Source organism: Enterobacter sp. 198 (assembly GCF_009025585.1).
Taxonomy (GTDB): domain Bacteria; phylum Pseudomonadota; class Gammaproteobacteria; order Enterobacterales; family Enterobacteriaceae; genus Enterobacter; species Enterobacter ludwigii.
In genome coordinates this window covers 23,108-44,091 of sequence record NZ_WCIM01000015.1, presented here as the reverse complement: position 1 = coordinate 44,091, position 20,984 = coordinate 23,108, and the positions used below count along the sequence as shown (strand labels likewise).

Here is a 20,984-nt window from a genome sequence, read left to right as displayed (position 1 = left end):
GTCTTTACTGGATCTCGTTGAACATTTTAGGGCGTGAAACGGACTTTACGCCCATGTAATTTTCGACTTTATAGCGAAGGTAAAATCTCAACACAAAGTCGTCGTTGCGCCTAGACTGTTTATTTGACAATTAATAAGTACTATTTTTAACCCTATTATCTATAAAGACAGGAATGAAAACTAATAAAGTACCCTGTCGTAAAACTATTTTTTCCTATTTGCTATTGTGATTTTTCTACAATAAGTGCGAGTTGAGCATTATGAGGCCATTCTCATGGCTACACCTAGAACTGCCATACACATACTACTCGCAAGTAAAGCAACAACTGAATAGGTATATTTATTATATTTAACAAACATCCATATAAATCTCATTAATGAAAGTGAGGCAATTGAAATGGCAGAAATAAACATTAAAAAAACATATATGCCGGAAATAACCCATCCAGTTACCTCGTAAACTTCCTTCATTGTAAAAAGTAGGATGGACAAGTAAAACGCAGATAAAGCAAGGCCGCTTAAAAAGTCATATAAATCAATATACGTGATGTTTTTATCCGATTTTGGTAGAGCGATAAATTTATTTAACCTTTCATTACCTACACGTGATAATAACCGACTTATAAGTGGGGAAAGAATTGCAAATATCATAATCAAGTGTATAAATAACAAAGCTAGCTTAACTCTATTATCAATTGATTGATTCTGCGGCCAACTAGATAATATTGAATAATCCATTTTTAATAGTAAAAAAAAGCATATAACTGAGGGGGTGCAATCTGACAATAAAACTTTCCGCATCCATTTAATCATTTACATTACTCCTCTATATCATTTTAAATAAAACAGTATTAACTAAACTTTTAATCTAATTTTGTTTGACTATCATATGAACATGAGGCTAACTAAAATATACCCTAAGAGAAACAGCTCATTACCTCCTTAATTTGTTTCTGTAGGTTTGTGACGATCATGACGAACTGCACAATGATAAAAATATTTTTTTGAGCAATGTCAATTTCTGGATCTAAACTTCAGCTTGTACTTTTCAACTTAGAGCAAGGCATCACGCAACACATTAAATGGATCCAAAGTTAAAATGATTAGACATACCCACATTTTGCTCAGAAAGACGGCATGTTGAATAAGCTGCCTTTTGGGTTTTCCTTAACGTGCTAATTGTCGATGTTTAAATTCTGGGTGTATCATCTGCCCCGAATATTTAAGTACTAAAACACATCTGGTTTTGATAATTTCCGATAAATACTGTTGACGGTTGCAGTTATCTCCTTATAAAAAATGCATTAATTGATCCGTGCCCAGTAAGCAACCGAAGCAAAATGAAAGGCTTTTGAAGCCCTCACCCTAACTTAACCATCGCAGTAGCTTGGCCCAAATGCTCTCTCGGTTAGCCATCGTCCCAGCAGGCCCATTGGTAGGTTTCGGTTTCAACTCTTTCTGAGCCCCAGGAGATTCAATTTGTGAGTAGTAGCGCGCCTTAGCCGCTTTGTCGCGACGCCTCTCTGCATCAATCTGAGCTTTGTCCCAATGCCCAGCCTCTACCACTCGATTACCTTGAATCACATAGTGCGATCGACAGGGTAAATTCCAGTTGCCTACCGATGGCCAAAGCGAAATTGCTTCCCCATCAAAGGTTAGACGCCAGTCTGTTGGAGTCAGAGGTGTCACTACTTCAAGGCCACAGCCACAACAGCAACTGTGGACCACGGTACCGTATTCCATTGAAACGTACAAAATGCCAGGTTCAAGTATACGCGGTACCCCCTTTACAAAGCAGGGGGTAAGCTGGTTATGACGAATCATAGCGAGTCACCATTCAGCAGCATATTTCCGTCGGTTGTATAGGAACAGTGATGTTCGTTTTCTAGGTCACGATAAAAGCCGAGGAGTTTCTTCCATTTAATTACGGCAAGTGCCGCGTTCATCATATTTAGTTCTGCGACTTGGATATTTGACGCGTAAAGATTTTCAACTCCCCCACCTTCGAAAGACACGCGCTTGCCAAAGTGATCGCGCTTATTGGGGGTACTTGCCGTCACACGGAGGATACCACCAAGCGAGCCGTTTACTAGCTCGAGGCCCATTCCCACGTCTACGAAGGATACTCCCATATCCTCTAGCCTCTGCACCGCCAAGCGCTTCGGCTCGCCAGCGTCCATGCAAAGGAAGGCGAAGTTGATTCCGTCCAGAAGGTTGAGATTATCTATGTCCATTTGCACTGCATGTGGCACGATATGGCGGTGCATATTACTGTAGATACCCGCTAGGTAATCCACTTTCTTTGGCACCTCACGGAGAGTGTCTATCGACGGCGCGCCTGGGGCACGAAAAGCGTTGTGTTGAAGAAAATCATCACCGTCGATGAGGCGTATCTCACTCACTGGAGTTTTCGCCAACTGGTCCAGCACATAGGATCCTGTTCCACCAGTGCCAAGGATAGCGATACGTTGACCTTCAAGTCGTGCGGTCAACGCCCCTATTCCCACTCGGTCTGAAGCAGTTTCCAGATAGTTAAATACACAGCCATCCTCCTCGTCGGGATTTTTAAACACACGTGGAGTAGCGTCAGGTCTGAGGATCGCTGCGTGGCCAGAAATGATTGTCGCGTACGTCGTCATCTTCTGATGATAATCGCTGTAACCCTCTGGCCCGGGTTTACTGGAGAACATGTGCTGAGCACTCAACCCATGTCCCAGATCCACCGCCACGCTCTGATGTGCAATAGCTTGGATGGGCGCACCCTGGGAATTGCACGGATAGTCTCCATCAAAGTGAATCGTGTGCGGCTCTGGCTTTTGAGTAACGTTTCCAGACATGCAAAGACTTGAGATGAGCGTGCCGGTCTTAACTTCCAACTGCGCGTTAACATACGGCACTTCACGCATCACCAAGAAGCCACCCACGATTTGTACGTAGTATCCTTCCTCACGCAAGCGCTTAAGGTCGCTATTAAGATTGAATGGTGCGGCTGACATTGATCACGCTCCCATTTTTTACCTCAACAAAGCCACCAGCGGCCAATTCACCACTATGTGGCTTTGAGGCTACGCCGCGATATGTAATTGAGTACACAATCTCAGGTGCTGGAGCTTCACTAGGGTAAGCGATAGCAACTAACTGCTCGAAAGTTTGGTGACTATCACATACCTGGACTTCGCGACCATTGACTACGATGTCAATCTTCGGTTTGCGCTTTGGTGCAGTGATGAAGTGTTCAACCCCCGGGGCGGTAAGATCTACGGCCTCGTTCGGTTCAATCTGACGATCGTTTCCACCACGAATAACCATGAAAACGGCATCTCCGTCGCTGGGTTTCGCCAGGTCGTATAACGCGGAGCCTGAAATTGCGGGCTTGCCCCATGATACTTGACTCTCATTAATCGTCAGTTTGAAATCGCGATCGGTCTGGAAGGCCACAAATCGCTCTGCGCCTCGACCGCGTAAATCGAAGGGTTCATCAAGGCGCAAGTCTTCGAAATCCCCCGTTTCCAGAATGGCAAACAGGCTATAATCATCATTTGCACGTAGGCCAGCAGCAATCAGGATTTGACGACCAAGTGGCACAGGATCATTGACTTCGATTGCGCGAAAAGCCAGGTTTTCTTGGGCAAACAAGATGCGGTATGCGCGTGCTGAACGCAGAGCACGGCCTTCGCGAATTGCTTCTCCGACATCGTCAATATCGTTTATATTTTCAGTATTCATTTTGCATCACCTTTTGAGTTTGGCCAGACGGTGTCTGGCTCTACTACTCAATCGATGCAGGTCAATCAGACCGGTAAATTTTTTTTAGATTTTTTTTGAAGCACGCCTGCAGGCGTCAATCCGCAGACGAAAAATGCCGGGCAGGAGGGGCATACTCGAGATGATGGCTCTGCTGGAAAGACTCCTTTAACTATTGAGTCAAGGGTAGTAAGAATTTTTTTATACCTGTTATCCAACTGCTTAGCGGTCAGATTGATTGGTGTCACTGTTTGGTCAGAAAGGTGTACTAACTCCATCATTGCATCTGGAAAAGCCTGCCGTGCTGCGAGTACAAAGGCAGCCGCGCCTAAGTCCGATTCTTCTTTATCTCTTTTATGTCCTGTTCTCACCCGGCGAAATGTTTTACGTCCATCTGGATGAACCAATACATCGTCAGGTTGTATGGTGATAAAGGTTTCCCCAAGCTTTATTGTGAAGACACAGGTTGCTTCAGAGTTGTGGCTTTCCCTAATCGAAGCGAAATAGTTAACCATGCCAATTGCTAGTGACTTAAATTCAGGAGCGTAACCGTGTTCAGCTAGGCCTTCGATAGTAAATGCCTGCGTGACCCTATCTTCTATGTCCGTTATTTTTACGGGCGCAGTGTTGGCCAATTCCTGGAATACATTGCGAACAGCATCATGCATCTTTAGGAATGGCGTTGGAGTACGCCGTCCTCCAATTTGGAGAATGTGCGTATAGAAGAAACGGCGAGGGCAGGACTCATACAGGGAAATCTGAGCACCACTTAGAACTAGGTCTCCGCTGATAACCCAATCCACAGGTAATGACTCGGGCTTTTCGATTACCGCATGTAGAGGCTTTACGTTATTTTGAACTAAGCTGGGCCCTATACGGTTTAAAAAGTCAGATAACTTTCGAGTGCTGCCAGCAGCATTCCGCGTAGTAGCATAGAGAAATAGCCGATCTTCAGCTCTGGACAACGCAACGTAGAATAAGCATTCTCTCTCCGCCTTATACTCCAGATTAAATTGTTCCTTGGCATTGGACCCACCCCCTGCAATCATGCCATTGGGTGGTGGGCAAACCTGCTTCTGCGGATTACCTGGTAAAGTATCTGCGTTCATACCGGGTAAGTGAATCACAGGGAATTCGAGTCCCTTTGCTCCATGAATGGTCATGAGACGCACTGCATCAATGCTTTGTGCTGCCGTCGGAAGCTGCCGAAGATCGCGATCATCCCCTAGCCGAACCAAACGACGGATGCGATCTAATGTGCGAGTGATAAATACCCCTTCCCCGCTAAGGGGTTGTGCTCGTAAAAAATTGAGCAACTGCCAAGTTGCGATACATTGGGAGCGGACACTGCAGTCTGTTGATGTTGCCATACGGGCCGCGATTCGCGTCCTGTCTAAAAGTACAGTTGCCAGCACGCTCCAAGGGGAGTCATTTGCACTAAAACCGCTAAGTGTTTTGACAAGCCGATTTAAGGCTGTGCGCCCATCGTTTGAGATCTGAAAGTCATCGATTTTGGTTTTCCAATCACTTCCGGTTTCATCTTCACGCAGATGTGTAAGGATACTGCCAACATCATCCAGTGACATCGTAAACTCAGGCAGGCAAGCTATTCGCACCAAGCCCATTGCACGACGATCTACTAAGAGGGAGAGCAGTGTCAGCCAATCCTTTATCTCGGGGCGTTCAAATACACTACCCAAGTAAAGTACAGGGATGCCTAAGAGCTCAAGTTGTTGCCCGATTTCTGAAAGCTTCTCATTGCCCGTGCACAGGATTGCCTGATCACTGTATTTGTAACCGGAGTTCTGCATCTCCTTTATCGCGTCCGCAATTGAGGGCGCTTGAAGAAATCCTTGATCTACGCAACGCAGCTCAGGTTTCTGGGCATCACTTTTCCGTTCTGCGTTTAAATCACTGTCAGCATCCCCTACAGCCATATTCAGCGCAAAATTTGAAAATGCCGACACTATTTCGGGTACAGACCGGTAGTTCGTTTTTAAACGATATCGCAACCCGCCTGGGAAATCCTCATTCCCAAAACGAGTCATGTTGAATGACGAAGCGCCTCTGAAGCGATAGATTGACTGCTTAGCATCTCCAACCACCCACAAGTTTTCGCCATCGCCACAAAGGGCTTTTAGCAGTCGTACGCTACTATGGTTCACATCCTGATATTCATCGACTAGAACGTGCTCATAAGTGGATTGGATGTGAGATCGAATGGCTTCATTTTCTTCAAGAAGCGTCACTGGCAATGAAACCAAGTCCCCAAAGTCAATGCATCGAGCCTGCTTTTTGAGGGTTTCGTAAGTGGCGTATACTTTGGCGACTTCAATGGCTTTTTCTGCCGTTGCTATATCTTCAATACCAACAGCTCTATCGCGCATGGCCTGTGCCAACGCGAGGTAGGTTTTTGCATCGACTACCTCGTCCTTGGCACGAGAGATGCCGGTGAGGATGTCAGCAATCATCCGGGTTGGATCGTAAAGATTGCGATAATGAACCAGATCTAATACAGGAAACTCATGTTCCAGCAGTTCTACTGCTTCCGTCCGGTCCAGCAGTCGAGGGTCGAGCGGCAAATTCAGTTCGTCATGAAATCGACGAATCAGATCGAGGCCGAATGAGTGGAAAGTGCCAATCCACATTGCAGCTGCAGCTTCCGTGTCAACGCGAGCTATCCTTTCAGCCATTTCCCCCGCAGCTTTGTTAGAGAACGTCAGCAAAAGAATTTTTCTTGGATCTACGCCATCGGAAAGCAATCCTTTTACCCGTCCCACTAGAGTCTGAGTCTTGCCCGTACCAGGCCCGGCCTCAAGCAGAAAGGCCGGGCCTCGATGGGCGGCGGCTTTATCCTGCTCTGCGTTCAATGGGTATTCAATCGCGGGCTCTGTATCTTCAGGTAAAGGTGAGGGTAGTAACAATGCATCAAATATCTGTTGCGCAACCACATCGAAGGGAGCACCAAGCTTCTCTGCAATACTTAACGCACTCATCCCTTCCAGATAAAGCGCTTTTACTACATGCCGGGGGAGCAGAAACTCACGCGCGAATAGATCCATTTGGACCTCTCGACGCTGCCTGCGACTATAGTCAACAACCCGCTCAGCCCCCATCGGAGAAGATTCGGAGGTTCTTGTTGGGTCTATAGTATAACCTTGGTCATCCTCTTCAATGTCGTCGCCAAGTTCAGCGTGACCTATTTCATGGGCAACTAGGAACGCTTGTTCAAAAAGGGTTGTGCATTTTTCGTGGAGGATGAACTTCTCCATTGGGAAGAAACGTGCTCGCGCCCCTCTGAGGCTAGGTGAGCCTTTCTTTGTGCCCTCTACGTCAAAGCCTCTTCTGTCAGCCTCTGCAACAGCAAACTCGTATGGTCTCCATGGGTCATGTCCGGAAGCTACAGCTTGATCATGTAGAACAGCAGCGGCCTCGCGGGCCAATTCCACGGCTTGCACGTTAAATGTCCTCTTCCATTAAGGTAGCGATATCTTCTTCAGACAAATCAGCATCTCGAAGGAGTTGTTCGAAAGTAATCTTCTGCACATTGCACGGTTTCCCGTCGGACTTATAACTTCCTGCAACCGCCATGGGGGGCTTTTCAAGTGCGGTTGTGAGATGTTGTACACTGCTTTGCAGCAGTTCAGCGAATCTGCTTAAAAATCGCTGAGGAATAGATCCTGGAGCTACGGTTCGCTCCCTAAATGCCATGACTACCTGTCGAGGTAAGTTTAGTGTTTTGGAGATATCACGCATTTTTTGAACTGAGAGATCAGCGAATGGATCTATCATCGTTTTTCCTGGAGCATTTTGGATGCGTGTGACGGCCGAACTGATCAAGCAGCGATCATATTCAGATAGCGGTTCCTCATCCTCTGCTAATGTTCTTGCCATTTCACGAGATAGATCTATGATTTCATTTGAAAAATGTGGATATGCAGCAAGATATTTTTGCAAGGTTGCTGTACCTACATCATGCTCTATAGAGAATGACTCTAGTACCTCTTCCAGGGATGCTTGAGGTGAAAGTCCTGTCATCATAGGTCCCCTTGAAGCAGTATACGAAGACTTGCGAGTGCCTTCTTTTTTTGATTACGAATGGTCTTTTCAACCTTATCGAGTGCCCTGGAAATAGTCATCTCATTTGGGTCAATCGAGTCTATTGGAATATCTAATCGGGTCATTTCAATGATTCTCTGCTGTAGTTCAGGTAGAGTCTCAATCGCCGCATCAAGCCTACAACGGTAACGATAATTATCGATATCTGTTGCCTCAAAAGGATCATACCCCTCAGATGCAGTCTCAACTTCTGGATTAAGGTCGGCCGAATCATCATTAAATCCCAAATCGGTATTTCTATTCTCAGCCCGATAAAATTTCCTTTGAGCGTCTTTTTTTAATCTCGATAAAGCCAGATCAAAACGCACTTCGAACATGTCCAATCGTTCTTCGTAGCCTGCTTTGTCGATCATAAGCATCTCAATGAAGCGGTCATACACACCTTCTCGGATGTCGCTATTTGTCATTGATACAGTAATTCCGCCTTGGCTTTCGGATCTCGGAAGCTTCCTAAGTATTCGTTCTGAAAGAACCTTGAAGAGCTGTTCAAAAAGGGATGGGTTAGTTGATGCGCAGCGTCGGACGTAGTAAAGAAGACATTCGATGGGAACGTATTGCGGATGTGTCCTACTCTGCCGACACAGCTCTACCAGATCTCCATCTGAAACAGAGCTAAGTTCCACCAACCTGATTTCATTTTCAGGTATACGTGTGTAAGGCTTTCCAGCCTCAGTTTTTTTTTGAAGTGGAACGATCAATGCAACCTCCAATAGATTACTCGTCCATAGAACAGATACCATAGCTAGGCTCAACCAAATTTTAAAGCTACGATCACGTTAACCCAATGGTTGCTTCATACGCCAAAATATTGGTGAAAATCACAACGTATTTTAAATAAATTCCTTTTTATTCAATTTGTTAGGTTTTTTTGGTTATGCGTCTCAAGCAACGGTGACATAAGTCAAAAGAGCCAGCTTACAAGCAGGTTTTTTATAGGCAAATTTTTTCCATGAGCTCACGAGAACGTCAGCAACGCAGGCTTAAGTAAGTCATGCGCTTTCAGAGGATTAATAGCTTACGCTAACTTTTCACCCTAATCCGTTTTGGACATCACGCAAGTGATTCATCTAAGGTTTGTTCAAACTTCAAAGCATCCTTCCTCATTATGTGGTCAATACTCCTAAATTCATCCCGAAGTTTTAAACGATAAGAGATTTTTGTCGGAAGATCCTTACCCATAATTACGTTAGTCAAGAGTGCCAATGCGACATCAGATAACCTGGGATTGTTCTCAAGTTTGATGTAACAACGTACGACCACTTCCAGCAGATATCTCTTGAATGCAGGAGATAATTTCTCGCTTGGGATGATGTATTCGAGCATTACCCCAAGGACTTTGGTCGCTTCTTTAGAAATATAGTGTTGGTCAAATTTATCAGCGGAGCGTGTCGCCTCCGGAATCTCTGAATCATCAATGAGCGCGCACTGTTCGGCCCAATCGGTAGCGATACTAATTAAGCGGTAAAGAAGATAATGAAAAGGTGTAGGCCATTCCTGATAGATTTCTTCATCGGGTGACGTATCCATTTGCTTCAAAATTTTTTCCGCGAAGTGCCCAAAGTAATGCAACCACATATGGTCTTGCAGGCCCTGATGAATACCCTCATGGACCATGATCTCAAAGAGCGTTAAGCCCGAATTGATCGGGCAACGAAATCTTCCTGAGTCATAGTAGGATCCCAATGATTTGTTCAACCTCTCGGCTAGTTTATTATCTTCATCCAGTCGCCGACACACCGCAGTGCCAATGGCATTATCCAGACCGTTATTCATCGCCAAAGCTGCATCGGCGAAGAAGAATCGAAGTAATCGGTTGTTCTCCGGTAGCAGCAGACGATTTCCACGAAGCAGATTTTGGTTATTCTTTAACTCCACGTAGAGGCGGCTTCCCGGTGCATCGAGTAACGCATCCATGTAGTTTTCAATGAAGTCGGAGCGTATCACTTCGTCGGCTTGAAGGAGCTTAAGACAAAAATGTGGGTGGCTAAGAGCCAGGTGAATTGTCAGCTCAGGAGAGGTGACTAGATTTAAGAGGATTTCACGGGCTTGTATATTGGCCTCTGTGCGAGCCAAACGGCACGACTTCAAATACTGGAGTAAAGGGCTTATGTACACGCGCCAAGCTGGTCTTGCTTGAGGTTTAATCCCGTCAAATAGAGCAGACATGTCAATGTTGGGTTTGTCTAGATGATTAATTATGCGAACAAGCCAAGATTGCTGCTTAGTTAAGGAAATAAGTTTCGACAATTGGGGTTCAACTAGCAACACCAGCTCGTCGTAACGCTTTGTAAGATGCAAATTTTCAATTAGCTCGCGGAAGATGCGAACTCTTCCTCTGGCCAGTTTAGGAGACCTTGTGCGCCAAAAGTAGTATAAGGCGACAGAGAGAAGAAGTAGGTAAACCGCACTTGAGCTATTGAGCCCCCATTTCCATGGCCCTAGGCTGTAGTACAGCCCAAGCTTCTCTAAAACAGGAGCAAATACTAAATAGTGAATGAAGAGAAAGACCACGCCACCGATACACCAATCCCACCAAGCCATGCAGAATCGAAGTCGTAGTCTGCTAGTAGGAGATATCAACGCCCATACAGCGGCGATGACGCCCAGTATTGTGAGTAAGCTGGTTGTGTCAATTTGGGAAGGTGCTGTCATGGCGTTTTTATTTATCCTTTCGTTAATTTGGAGAGATTACACCCAGTTAGCGCGGGAGACATGCATTAAGTGTGTGAAGCGTATAGGATCATTTAATGCTCATTTTATCCCAAGACTCTAGTAGGAGTTGTAAGCTCATCAGAGCCTTTTCAGCTATTTGGCATCAAGCAAGCGTCCTCATGAAGTTTTCTACATTCTTGGTTGAAATTTGAGCTTCAGAGAATTTGTACCCATTTTGGCCTACGGCAATTAAATCCGGATGCATTTATGGGATAATCCCAGCCAATATCACTTTGTATACATTAGCGACCACTCGCACAGGGATTAACCCATAATGAGGTTTCTGCTCATCAGGGCTTAGCCCAAAATCGCGGGAATCCGGTTGCTTTTCATTAGAAAAAGAGAACACATTTACATGGCTAAATCACCAACCAAGAAAGCTGGCAAAGGCTTCGAAGAAACACTTTGGGATACCGCCAACCAGCTGCGTGGCAGCGTGGAATCCTCCGAATACAAGCACGTAGTGTTGAGCTTGGTATTCCTGAAATTTATCAGCGACAAGTTCGAAGCCAAGCGCAAGCAGTTAATCGACAACGGCCAAGAAGCCTTTGTCGATATGGATGTTTTCTATCAACAGGATAATGTCTTCTTCCTGCCACCAGATGCCCGCTGGTCTTATGTTAAAGCCCGCGCAAAGCAAGATGATATTGCGGTGATCATCGACACGGCCCTTTCTACTATAGAGAAACGCAATGCGTCGCTAACCGGTGCTCTGCCGGATAACTACTTCTCACGCCAGGGATTAGAGGTGAAAAGGCTCGCTTCTCTCATTGATAGCATTGAGAACATCGATACGCTCGCCAACGAATGCGAACTGACCGAAGAGGACTTGGTGGGCAGGGTCTACGAGTATTTCCTTGGCAAGTTTGCTGCCAGCGAAGGTAAAGGTGGTGGTGAATTCTATACCCCTAAAGCAGTGGTGACTTTGCTTGCTGAAATGCTCGAACCCTATCAAGGTAAGATCTATGATCCCTGCTGTGGCTCAGGCGGTATGTTTGTGCAGTCCCTAAAATTTGTTGAAAGCCATCAAGGTAAGAGTAAAGACATCGCTATTTACGGCCAGGAGTTGACCAGCACCACTTATAAGCTGGCCAAAATGAACCTGGCTGTGCGCGGACTTTCCGGCAATCTGGGAGAGCGCCCGGCTGATACCTTTTTTGCCGATCAGCACCCAGATCTCAAGGCTGATTTCATCATGGCTAATCCACCTTTTAACCTGAAGGACTGGCGCAACGAGGCGGAGCTCACCAACGATCCGCGCTTTGCAGGTTTTCGCACTCCTCCTACCGGCAACGCTAACTATGCTTGGATCCTGCACATGCTTTCCAAGCTGAGTGAAGACGGCACTGCGGGCTTTGTGCTGGCCAATGGCTCCATGAGTTCAAATACCAGCGGTGAGGGAGAGATTCGCCAAAAGTTGATTGAAGATGATCGTATCGAATGCATGATTGCCCTGCCAGGACAGCTGTTCTTCACCACCCAAATTCCGGTCTGCATGTGGTTTATCAGCAAAAGCAAAAAAGCCAATCCTCAATATGGCTACCGCGATCGTCGCGGCGAGACCCTGTTTATTGATGCTCGCAATCTTGGCACGATGGTGAGCCGTACCCAAAAAGAGCTGACTAAAGAGGATATCGCTACCATAGCCGATACCTTCCACGCCTGGCGCAGTAGCGAGAGCGAACTCAAGCGTCGTATCGAGGCCAATGAAATCAGTGTCGAGCAATATCAGGATCAAGCTGGTTTCTGTAAAGTCGCCACACTTGATGAAATCAAGGATAATGACTTTGTTCTGACTCCGGGCCGCTATGTGGGGGCAGTTGATATTGAGGATGATGGCATCGCTTTTGAAACCAAAATGCACGAGTTGACTAAGACCCTCTATCGCCAGTTGGATGAAGCGATAAATCTGGATCAGACTATCCGTTCCAATATGGAGGCGCTGGGGTATGGGGAGTAATTGGAAAACGACAAAGCTGCTTGACCATTACGATATTCGTTCTGGGTTATCAAAACCAGCAAAGGACTTTGGTAGTGGGCATCCATTTCTGACATTTAAGGATGTTTTTTACAACTACTTTACTCCGGACGAACTGGGTGATTTAGTACAGTCCAATGACAAAGAACGAGAAAACTGCTCTGTTAAACGTGGTGATGTATTCCTAACGCGTACTAGCGAGACAATGCATGAGCTGGGCATGAGCTGTGTTGCTCTCCAGGATTATGAAAACGCGACCTTTAATGGTTTTTGCAAACGCCTTCGCCCCCATCAGAACAGCGAGTTAGTGCCTGAATATGTAGGGTATTATCTGAGGAGTACTAAATTTCGACAATCCATGCTCGCTTTTTCAACGATGTCGACACGAGCAAGTCTTAACAACGAAATGATTGGCAGGCTAGAAATATCTTATCCTCCTGAAGAGGAACAGATTGAAATTGCAAGAGTATTAAAAAACCTCGATGACAAAATCACTCTAAACCGCCAAATAAACCAAACCCTGGAGCAGATGGCGCAGGCACTATTTAAGTCCTGGTTTGTAGATTTTGACCCCGTGGTCGATAACGCCTTGGATGCAGGTTTTTTCGAGCAGGATTTAGAGTTTTCTGATGAGTTACTGCGCCGTGCTGAGTTCCGTAAAGCTGCGCGTGAAAGCAGCGATTTCAAACCATTATCGAACGATATTCGTCAGCAATTCCCTGCCGCTTTTGAAGAGTGCGTCGAGCCTTCATTGGGTTTGGAAGGATGGATACCTAAAGGTTGGCAGGCTGGAGAACTAGGTGATGTTCTTTTACTAAGAAATGAACGGATAAAACCATCGAGTGAAACTAAACGTATTCCATATGTACCAATTGAATGCATTGGTACAAAGGAACCACTCCTTTCAAAATCAAAATCTGGTGAAGAAGCTAACAGTAGTCTGATTTTGTTTAAGGAAGGGGATATTCTATTTGGAGCAATGCGTCCATATTTCCATAAGGTATGCATTGCTCCATTTAATGGAGTTACTCGCTCAACAGTTTTTACTCTCACAGCTAAAGATTCGGAATCCCTATATTTCTCTTTTTTCCAAGCATATCAGGAATCAACTGTGGAATATGCAACCCTTCATTGTGAAGGATCAACCATCCCATATGCTAAGTGGAAAGGTTCGCTAGACCGAAAACCTATAGTTTTGCCTACAAAAGAAGTACAACATTTGTTTCATCAGCGGGTCAAATCATTTATTGAATGGGGCAACTCGAGTAATGAGCAGTCTCAAAGTCTTTTAAAAGTACGAGATACTCTTCTACCCAAACTGATTTCTGGTGAGCTTCGCCTCGATGAAATTGAGACCGAACTCGTCAGTTAAGTACGCGGGCCGATCCTGTGGGGCGATGTAGCGATGGGTTACGTAGCCCTATAACCATTAACAACCGAACAATAAGCCATTGCCATGAGCCATATTTTCACGGAAGCGAAGCTGGAACAGGCCATTATCTCCCTACTGGGACAGCACTCGAATGCGGAAGGCCAACCCTGTTACCCTCATTTTGTCGGTAGCAATGTGCCGCGAAAAGAGAAAAGTGAGGTGCTGATTACGGATGACCTGCGCCAGTATCTGGCCAACCAGTATCAGACTGAGGGGATCACTAAAGGGGAGATTTCTCACATCCTCCATCAGTTGCAGGCTCTCCCTGCCAGCGATCTCTACCAGAGCAATAAAACCTTCTGCCACTGGCTCAGCAACGGCTTTTTACTTAAACGTGAAGATCGTAATAAGAAAGACCTCTATATCGAGCTGATGGATACCAGCACCTTATCAGAGCAGTTAGCTAGCTTATTCACAGGGCATGGCGAAGAGATTGCCGAGGTGGGCAATAATATCTACCGGTTGGTTAATCAACTGGAGATAGAAGGCCAGGCCCGGGACGGCGGACTGCAACTGCGTATCCCCGATGGTATCTTGTATGTGAACGGCCTGCCGCTGGTAGTCTTCGAGTTTAAATCGGCGGTACGTGAAGAAGAGGCCACCACCTACGACGCCTGGCGCCAACTTTGTGTACGCTACAAGCGCGATATACCTAAGCTGTTTGTCTATAACGCGCTGTGTATTCTCAGTGATGGGGTGAACAATAAGCTGGGAAACCTGTTTGCCCCTTACGAGTTCTACTACGCCTGGCGCAAGGTGAATGGTAACGAGTCCGCCGAGCAAGATGGCATCAATGGTCTTTACACTCTGATCCAAGGGCTTTTTCATCCTGTCCGTTTGCTGGACGTGTTGAAGAACTTCGTTTTCTTCCCAGACACCAGCAAACAGGAAGTGAAAATCTGCTGTCGCTACCCGCAGTATTACGCCGCCCGCAAGCTTTACTACAACATTAATAAAGAGCGCAAGCAGATAACGGCTAACGGCGAGAATATCGGTGGCACCGGTAAAGGGGGAACCTACTTTGGTGCTACTGGCTGTGGCAAGAGCTATACCATGCAGTTCCTTGCCCGGTTGTTGATGAAGAGCGTCGATTTTGCCAGTCCGACCATTGTTCTCATTACCGACCGCACCGATCTTGATGAACAGCTCTCGAAGCAATTCTGCAATGCCACCGCTTTTATCGGCGATGCAGTTATTGAACCGGTCACCAGCCGTCAGGATTTGCGAGACAAGCTGGCCGGATGCGCTAGCGGCGGGGTATTCCTGACCACCATCCACAAGTTTACTGAAGATATCCAACTGCTCTCCAATCGCAGCAATATCATCTGTATTTCTGACGAAGCCCACCGAAGCCAGATCAACCTCGACCTGAAGATCAGCATCGATGCTGAAACCGGAACGGTGAAAAAGACCTACGGCTTTGCTAAATATCTACACGACTCGCTGCCTAACGCTACCTATGTTGGCTTTACCGGCACCCCTATCGACGCCACTCTGGATGTATTTGGCCCCACCATCGATAGCTACACTATGACCGAGTCGGTTAACGATGAAATCACGGTGCGGATTGTCTACGAAGGGCGAGCTGCCAAAGTGGTGCTTGATAACAGTAAGCTGGAAGAGATTGAGCAGTATTATCAAGAATGTGAAAAACTGGGTGCCAGTGAACACCAGATTGAAGAGAGCAAGAAAACCACGGCCAATATGAATTCCATCCTGGGCGATCCGGATCGCATCGAGGCATTGGCCAAGGATTTCGCCCAGCATTACGAAAAACGGGTGACGGAAGGTTCGACTATCAAAGGCAAAGCGATGTTTGTCTGTGCCAGCCGCGAGATTGCCTACGATTTCTACAAGAGTTTGAAGCTACAGCGCCCCGATTGGTTCGAGGCGAAACAGGCTATCGATGGTGTCGCCCTTACCGAGCAAGAGAAAAAAGAATTGATGAGCCTTCCTCTGGTCAACATGGTAATGACCCGAGGCCAGGATGATGAAGAGGCCATGTATAATTTGCTTGGTACTAAGGAGTACCGCCGGGAGCTGGACAAGCAGTTCAAGAACCCTAAGTCCAACTTCAAAATTGCCATTGTGGTGGACATGTGGTTGACTGGTTTTGATGTGCCCGAACTTGATACTATTTACATCGATAAGCCGCTGCAAAAGCACAATCTGATCCAAACTATTTCGCGGGTAAACCGACGCTTTGAGGGTAAGGAAAAGGGGTTGGTAGTCGACTACATCGGCATTAAAAGCCGGATGAACATGGCATTGGCTATGTACTCAAAGGCTGATAAATCTAACTTTGAAGATGTCCAGCAGTCACTGATTGAAGTGCGTAACCACCTGCATCTGCTTGCTCAGGTTTTCCATACGTTCGACAGCCGCGATTACTTCTCTGGTGCACCGACCCTACAACTGGAATGCCTCAACCGGGCCGCCGAGTTTGCCCTGCAGACTAAGAAGATTGAGCTTCGCTTTATGGGATTGGTGAAACGCCTGAAAGCCGCCTATGACGTTTGCGTTGGTAGTGAAGAGATTACTCAGGATGAGCGAGAGCGAATTCATTTCCATTTGGCCGTGCGTTCTATCGTCTTCAAGCTGACTAAGGGCGATGCGCCAGACACCGCGCAGATGAACCAGAAAGTGCGTGAGATGATTGCCGAGGCACTTAAGGCTGAGGGAGTAGAGGAGATATTTACTTTAGGCGAAGATAAAGCTGAGACCATCGACATATTTGATGATGAGTACATGGCTCGCATTGGCAAGATCAAGTTGCCCAACACCCGGATGCAACTACTGCAAAAAATGTTGGCAAAAGCCATCAGCGATTTTCAAAAGGTGAACCAACTTCAGGGGATCAACTTCTCCAAACGTTTCCAAGCTCTGGTTGAACAGTACAACCAGCGTAAGGAGAACGACGTGCTCAACGGTGAAGAGTTCGATACATTCACCAAGCAAATGGCCGACATGATCTACGACATTAAGACCGAGATGATGTCGTTCGCCGATATTGGCATTGACATGGAAGAGAAAGCCTTTCTCGATATCCTAGCGCATATGTGCGAGAAGTACGATTTCACCTATGACGACGATAAGATGTTGGAATTGGCCAAAGAGATGAAGGTGATTGTCGATGACAGTGCCCAGTACCCCGATTGGAGCAACCGCGATGACATTAAGGCCAAGCTGAAAGTAGACCTTATCCTTCTCCTGCACCGCTATGGCTTCCCCCCGGTAGCCAATGATGAGGTCTACAAGAGCGTGCTGGAGCAGGCGGAGAACTTTAAGAAGTACTTGCATAGCTGATTTATCAAATTGAGGGAACCCTTTCCTCGGAAATACTCAGCAATCTAAACCCGTTTCACCGAGCTTTCTGCTACCGTACGAAGTAATCTCGGTGACACGGGGTTGTCAGTAGCCTGACGTTATTGTAAGTCTGTCCCGAGCCTCCATAACGCAAAGAACTATGCTGGTATCGTATTGTTCACGGGCTTGCCGTCCGCGATCTGGATCAGCAGCTACCGCCTGACCTTTTACGTTTCTATCGGTATCTAGAAGGGTACGTCCGTGGTTCATTCATTTCGGATAGGGTCATTCTATCTGAAAGGGGAAGTGCGAAAATGATGTTGATGTTGATGTTGATGTTGATGTTGATGTTGATGTTGATGTTGATGTTGATGTTGATGTTGATGTTGATGTTGATGTTGATGTTGATGTTGATGTTGATGCTTAGGATGGCGAGGCTGTCTTTAGATTCAGTTCTGTGCTGTAAATGCCAGTGCCAAAGGTTCGACAGTGTCTTTCTCCATCATAATCTCTTTTGCACAAAACGCAGTGCCACGACAAAACCATTGGTGCAGGCTCCACGGCTGCCAGCATCAACTTCAGCTTTCTTTGTCGAGCGTCTTCTTTCACCTCTGGGTCGAGATATGAGCATCCCATCAGCAACTTGTTGGCGACATTGAGCTGGTCATGTTCAAACCAGGCTGCCTCCTGTTGTGAGCCTGCATGAAGGATGAGTCCACAACCGCAGTGAATGCAGCTCCAGACTCTGGGGCTGGTGTTGACAGCATCCTCAGCGGTGATGTGATGGCCCAGGGGCGTAATAGCGAGATGGCATTTCAGCATTCTAATATCACCTCTCCCATACTTGCTATGGAAGTGGCCACGATGCTGAACTTTCCGGTTTGGCAGTTCAGGCAATAACGTTCCCCATGGTAATCACCAGAACATTGCGAACAGTGCCAGTCAGCTTTCCTGACCTTTGGACGGGCGTCAGGCACAAACCGTTGCAGCCGGTTTATCAGCCGGGTTTCACTGCTTTCCGGATTCACATAAGGGCAATGCTGCCTGCCATTCTCCGTCAGGCCGCCGTCAGTGTGCCCGAACCACGGACGCTCAGTTTCGTATCCAGGATGGTATTGCAGCACGCTACCGCAGAGGTGGCAGATATAGCGGTCATAAGGGGCGGTCTGCGCAGTTTGAGCACCGGACAGACGACCATTCTCGTCGAGATCGATCCAGGATTTGGCAAACATTGTATTGACTCCAGTCAGACAACACGCAGGCGTAAGCCGTCCCCGAGGAGCAGACGGACATCATGTGGTTGAGTGATTTAAAGGGGGAAAGGGGGATAGTACTGCGGTTGTCACACTATGGCGTTCTGGCGTAAAAACAGTCAGACATCTCGGCATTTATCAACTCGTCCAACGCTTCTTTGAAATCTGCAGGATGGGTTCAGTTTTAGATGGGGGCGTGAAGACCCCCGATTTATCGTTCTCAGAATTGTGCTGTGTAATTCACGAATGCCAGCTTGTTGCCATCGGGGTCTCTGACGCAAGCACTGTAGAAACCTTCGCCGTAATGCGGACGCAGGCCAGGTGCTCCCTCGTCCGTGCCGCCGTGGTTTAAAGCGAGCGCGTGAAGCTGCTGGATATGCTTGGCTGAGCGGGCAATCCGGGCGATCAGCACACCATTTCAAATCACTCGTCCGCTTTATGAGCCCAGGCGGGCATTGCCGTCAGATAACGTTTTGCCCGCTTCTGTGCTTCTTCCGGGCCGACTTTTTGCCAGGAATCAAGGAAGCTGGCTAAGCCTGACACCGCTTCTTCCCAGGGTTTGAGATTGCCGTTGCTGTCGCTGCAGTACGCACAATAGTGATCGCTGGCACTGTGTGCATCGGGTGCCGACATCGGCATTCCGCAAGCCTGACAGAACTGTTCATGTTGTGACATATGATGCTCCTTATGGCGACGTCCTGATTAATAAACATACTGAATATGCATTGTGCAGGTGATGCATCAGATCAAAGCAAAGGCGAAGCTCCCGGTATCTCCAGTCAGAAATACCGGGAACCTGTTCTTACCTGGCGATGAGCGCGAACACGCCCCAGCCAAAGTATTCCCGCGCGTACGTTACGTGACGTTTTGGCGAACGTGTTAGCTCGGCCCTGACTTCCGCTGCGAAGTCGTCGTCAGGGTTGGCTTCCAGCCAGCGGCGCATGGTCAGCCATTTCGCGGCCTCATACCGGTCCCAGCCTTCCTGGTCCGCCAGTACCATTTCCACCACGTCATAGCCGAGTTCATCGAACGCGCTGACAAGCCCGGGAAGCGTCAGGAAATCAGCCCGCGAGCTGACGCCACAGGCCTGGGCAATCTCGTCTGTTGCGGGAAGCTGACGCCAGTACGGTTCTCCGATGAGCATGAGCCCGCCCGGTTTCAGGCTCTTAGCCAGCAGCCCGACGGTCCCGGCAAATCCGCCGGCAATCCATGTCGCGCCGACGCAGGCGGCCACATCGCACTTCTCTTCTGCAACGTATCCGGCGGCATCGTTATGAATGAACTGAACCCGGTTGCTGACGCCGAGTTCCTCCGCGCGGCGTCTGGCCTGCTCGCTGAACAACTGGCTCATGTCGATACCGACCCCGGTAATGGCGTGATCACGGGCCCAGGTGCAGAGCATTTCTCCCGAGCCGCTGCCGAGATCAAGAATGCGGGTATCCGGTTTCATGCGCAGCACGCGACCCAGCGTGGCGTACTTCTCTTCGGTGAACGGGTTGTGGATGCGGTGTTCGCTTTCACTGATAGTAAAAATACGTGGGATATCCAATGTGGAATTCCTTATATTGCGTTGTGTATGAAGAGGAGGCTCCTCTGAGGGTTTGGCTTTTTCAGCCAGCAGAACAAACAGCTTTCCTTCAAATGTCTCGCTGACTGGCCAGTCGTGGCTTTCAGGAGGAGGAAGCAGGGTAAAACCGACATTCCCGAGCAGGCTGACGTACTCGTCATCGCGCCAGGCCGTCATCTGGCTGCCGAAACGGGTGGTGTGACCGTTTGCTTCTATGGCCCAGAACTGTGTTGAGCTGGTCTGTGCTTCCTCATCCCAGCCATGCTCCGTCAGCAACAGGTGAGGGACGTCAAGAAACAATCCGTCCGGACAGCGTTGCCAGCTCGGTTCAGCCATTCCCTGACGTTTAACTTCGTCGAAAGTATGGACTTCAGTGAGCAGCCTGCCACCCGGCTCCAGTCACAGCGCGCAGCGGCTGACGAGTGAGCGCGCATCTGCCGTGCTAAACACATTCAGTTCCCCGAATGTCATCATGATGAAATCGAACGATTTATCCGGCCAGTATGCGCGGACATCCTGCTGAACATAGTCGATATTCATTCCTGCGTTCTGCGCCTGCTGACGGGCCCAGCTCACGGATGCCGGTGAGAAATCAACGCCGGTGCAGTGAAATCCACGCTCCGCTAAGCGGTGGGTATAAAACCCGGGGCCGCAGCCAAGATCGAGGATATGTGCGCCAGGGGATAACTGACTGGCGATCCACTCGACCTGCTGCTCAATGACCTCCTGCCTACGGCTGGCCCAGTCGTGATCCTGCGACAAATGGTTCGCCAGCATGCGCTGGCTGAAGGCCGGTTCGTCCCAGGGGATTTTGCTTTCCTCCGCCGACAATTGAATGTGCCGGGATGAGCAAATAAGGGTGCTGATATCCAT

14 protein-coding genes and 2 pseudogenes are annotated in these 20,984 nt (G+C 47.7%); 3 read left to right on the top strand and 13 right to left on the bottom strand.

Going from position 1 to position 20,984, the window contains the following annotated elements:
- Window positions 1–258: 258 nt before the first annotated feature.
- The 8 genes from F8561_RS07040 to F8561_RS07005 all read right to left on the bottom strand — a co-directional run bounded on the left by F8561_RS07040 (window position 259) and on the right by F8561_RS07005 (window position 10,515).
- Window positions 259–813, bottom strand: coding sequence for a hypothetical protein (locus F8561_RS07040; protein WP_151887284.1), 555 nt, complete (start codon window positions 811–813; stop codon window positions 259–261).
- A gap of 552 nt (window positions 814–1,365) precedes the next feature.
- Window positions 1,366–1,743, bottom strand: coding sequence for a DUF6527 family protein (locus F8561_RS24330; RefSeq protein ID WP_254284910.1), 378 nt, complete (start codon window positions 1,741–1,743; stop codon window positions 1,366–1,368).
- A 77-nt stretch (window positions 1,744–1,820) separates the two neighbouring features.
- Entirely contained in the window at window positions 1,821–2,996 is a 1,176-nt protein-coding gene (locus tag F8561_RS07030; protein ID WP_001271380.1) for a ThiF family adenylyltransferase, read from the bottom strand.
- Window positions 2,971–3,726, bottom strand: coding sequence for a multiubiquitin domain-containing protein (locus F8561_RS07025; protein ID WP_151887283.1), 756 nt, complete (start codon window positions 3,724–3,726; stop codon window positions 2,971–2,973). Before F8561_RS07025 ends, F8561_RS07030 begins: the two co-directional genes overlap by 26 nt.
- A gap of 65 nt (window positions 3,727–3,791) precedes the next feature.
- Window positions 3,792–7,202 carry a UvrD-helicase domain-containing protein gene (locus tag F8561_RS07020; RefSeq protein WP_151887282.1) on the bottom strand — a complete coding sequence of 1,137 codons (3,411 nt, stop codon included), beginning with the start codon at window positions 7,200–7,202 and terminating at the stop codon, window positions 3,792–3,794.
- A gap of 1 nt (window position 7,203) precedes the next feature.
- Window positions 7,204–7,785 carry a hypothetical protein gene (locus F8561_RS07015; protein WP_002431130.1) on the bottom strand — a complete coding sequence of 194 codons (582 nt, stop codon included), beginning with the start codon at window positions 7,783–7,785 and terminating at the stop codon, window positions 7,204–7,206.
- Window positions 7,782–8,270: a hypothetical protein gene (locus tag F8561_RS24325; protein ID WP_000185033.1), complete on the bottom strand. Its 489-nt coding sequence runs from the start codon at window positions 8,268–8,270 to the stop codon at window positions 7,782–7,784. Before F8561_RS24325 ends, F8561_RS07015 begins: the two co-directional genes overlap by 4 nt.
- 643 nt (window positions 8,271–8,913) lie before the next feature.
- Window positions 8,914–10,515, bottom strand: a complete 1,602-nt coding sequence (locus F8561_RS07005; protein ID WP_000126516.1) for a hypothetical protein — start codon at window positions 10,513–10,515, stop codon at window positions 8,914–8,916.
- A gap of 415 nt (window positions 10,516–10,930) precedes the next feature.
- Here F8561_RS07005 and F8561_RS07000 point away from each other — a divergent pair, with 415 nt between their 5' ends.
- From F8561_RS07000 to F8561_RS06990, 3 genes are all read left to right on the top strand, one after another.
- Window positions 10,931–12,535, top strand: coding sequence for a type I restriction-modification system subunit M (locus tag F8561_RS07000; protein WP_096111252.1), 1,605 nt, complete (start codon window positions 10,931–10,933; stop codon window positions 12,533–12,535).
- A complete protein-coding gene (locus F8561_RS06995; RefSeq protein WP_151887281.1) occupies window positions 12,525–13,925 on the top strand; it encodes a restriction endonuclease subunit S in 1,401 nt (466 codons plus the stop codon). The genes F8561_RS07000 and F8561_RS06995 overlap by 11 nt, the downstream gene beginning before the upstream one ends.
- Window positions 13,926–14,009: 84 nt before the next feature.
- Window positions 14,010–17,291, top strand: coding sequence for a type I restriction endonuclease subunit R (locus F8561_RS06990; RefSeq protein ID WP_096111254.1), 3,282 nt, complete (start codon window positions 14,010–14,012; stop codon window positions 17,289–17,291).
- A 423-nt stretch (window positions 17,292–17,714) separates the two neighbouring features.
- Here F8561_RS06990 and F8561_RS06985 read toward each other — a convergent pair whose 3' ends face one another.
- The 5 genes and pseudogenes from F8561_RS06985 to F8561_RS06965 all read right to left on the bottom strand — a co-directional run bounded on the left by F8561_RS06985 (window position 17,715) and on the right by F8561_RS06965 (window position 20,984).
- Window positions 17,715–18,113 (bottom strand): zinc-ribbon domain-containing protein, encoded by a 399-nt coding sequence (locus F8561_RS06985; RefSeq protein WP_226778008.1) that lies wholly within the window; start codon window positions 18,111–18,113, stop codon window positions 17,715–17,717.
- Window positions 18,107–18,523: a putative zinc ribbon protein gene (locus tag F8561_RS06980; protein ID WP_151887280.1), complete on the bottom strand. Its 417-nt coding sequence runs from the start codon at window positions 18,521–18,523 to the stop codon at window positions 18,107–18,109. Before F8561_RS06980 ends, F8561_RS06985 begins: the two co-directional genes overlap by 7 nt.
- Before the next feature lie 241 nt (window positions 18,524–18,764).
- Window positions 18,765–18,947: pseudogene (locus F8561_RS24540) on the bottom strand (VOC family protein); the annotation flags it as partial.
- A gap of 20 nt (window positions 18,948–18,967) precedes the next feature.
- A complete protein-coding gene (locus tag F8561_RS06970) occupies window positions 18,968–19,219 on the bottom strand; it encodes a zinc ribbon domain-containing protein (protein WP_100167015.1) in 252 nt (83 codons plus the stop codon).
- Between the two features lie 127 nt (window positions 19,220–19,346).
- A pseudogene (locus F8561_RS06965) lies at window positions 19,347–20,984 on the bottom strand (methyltransferase domain-containing protein).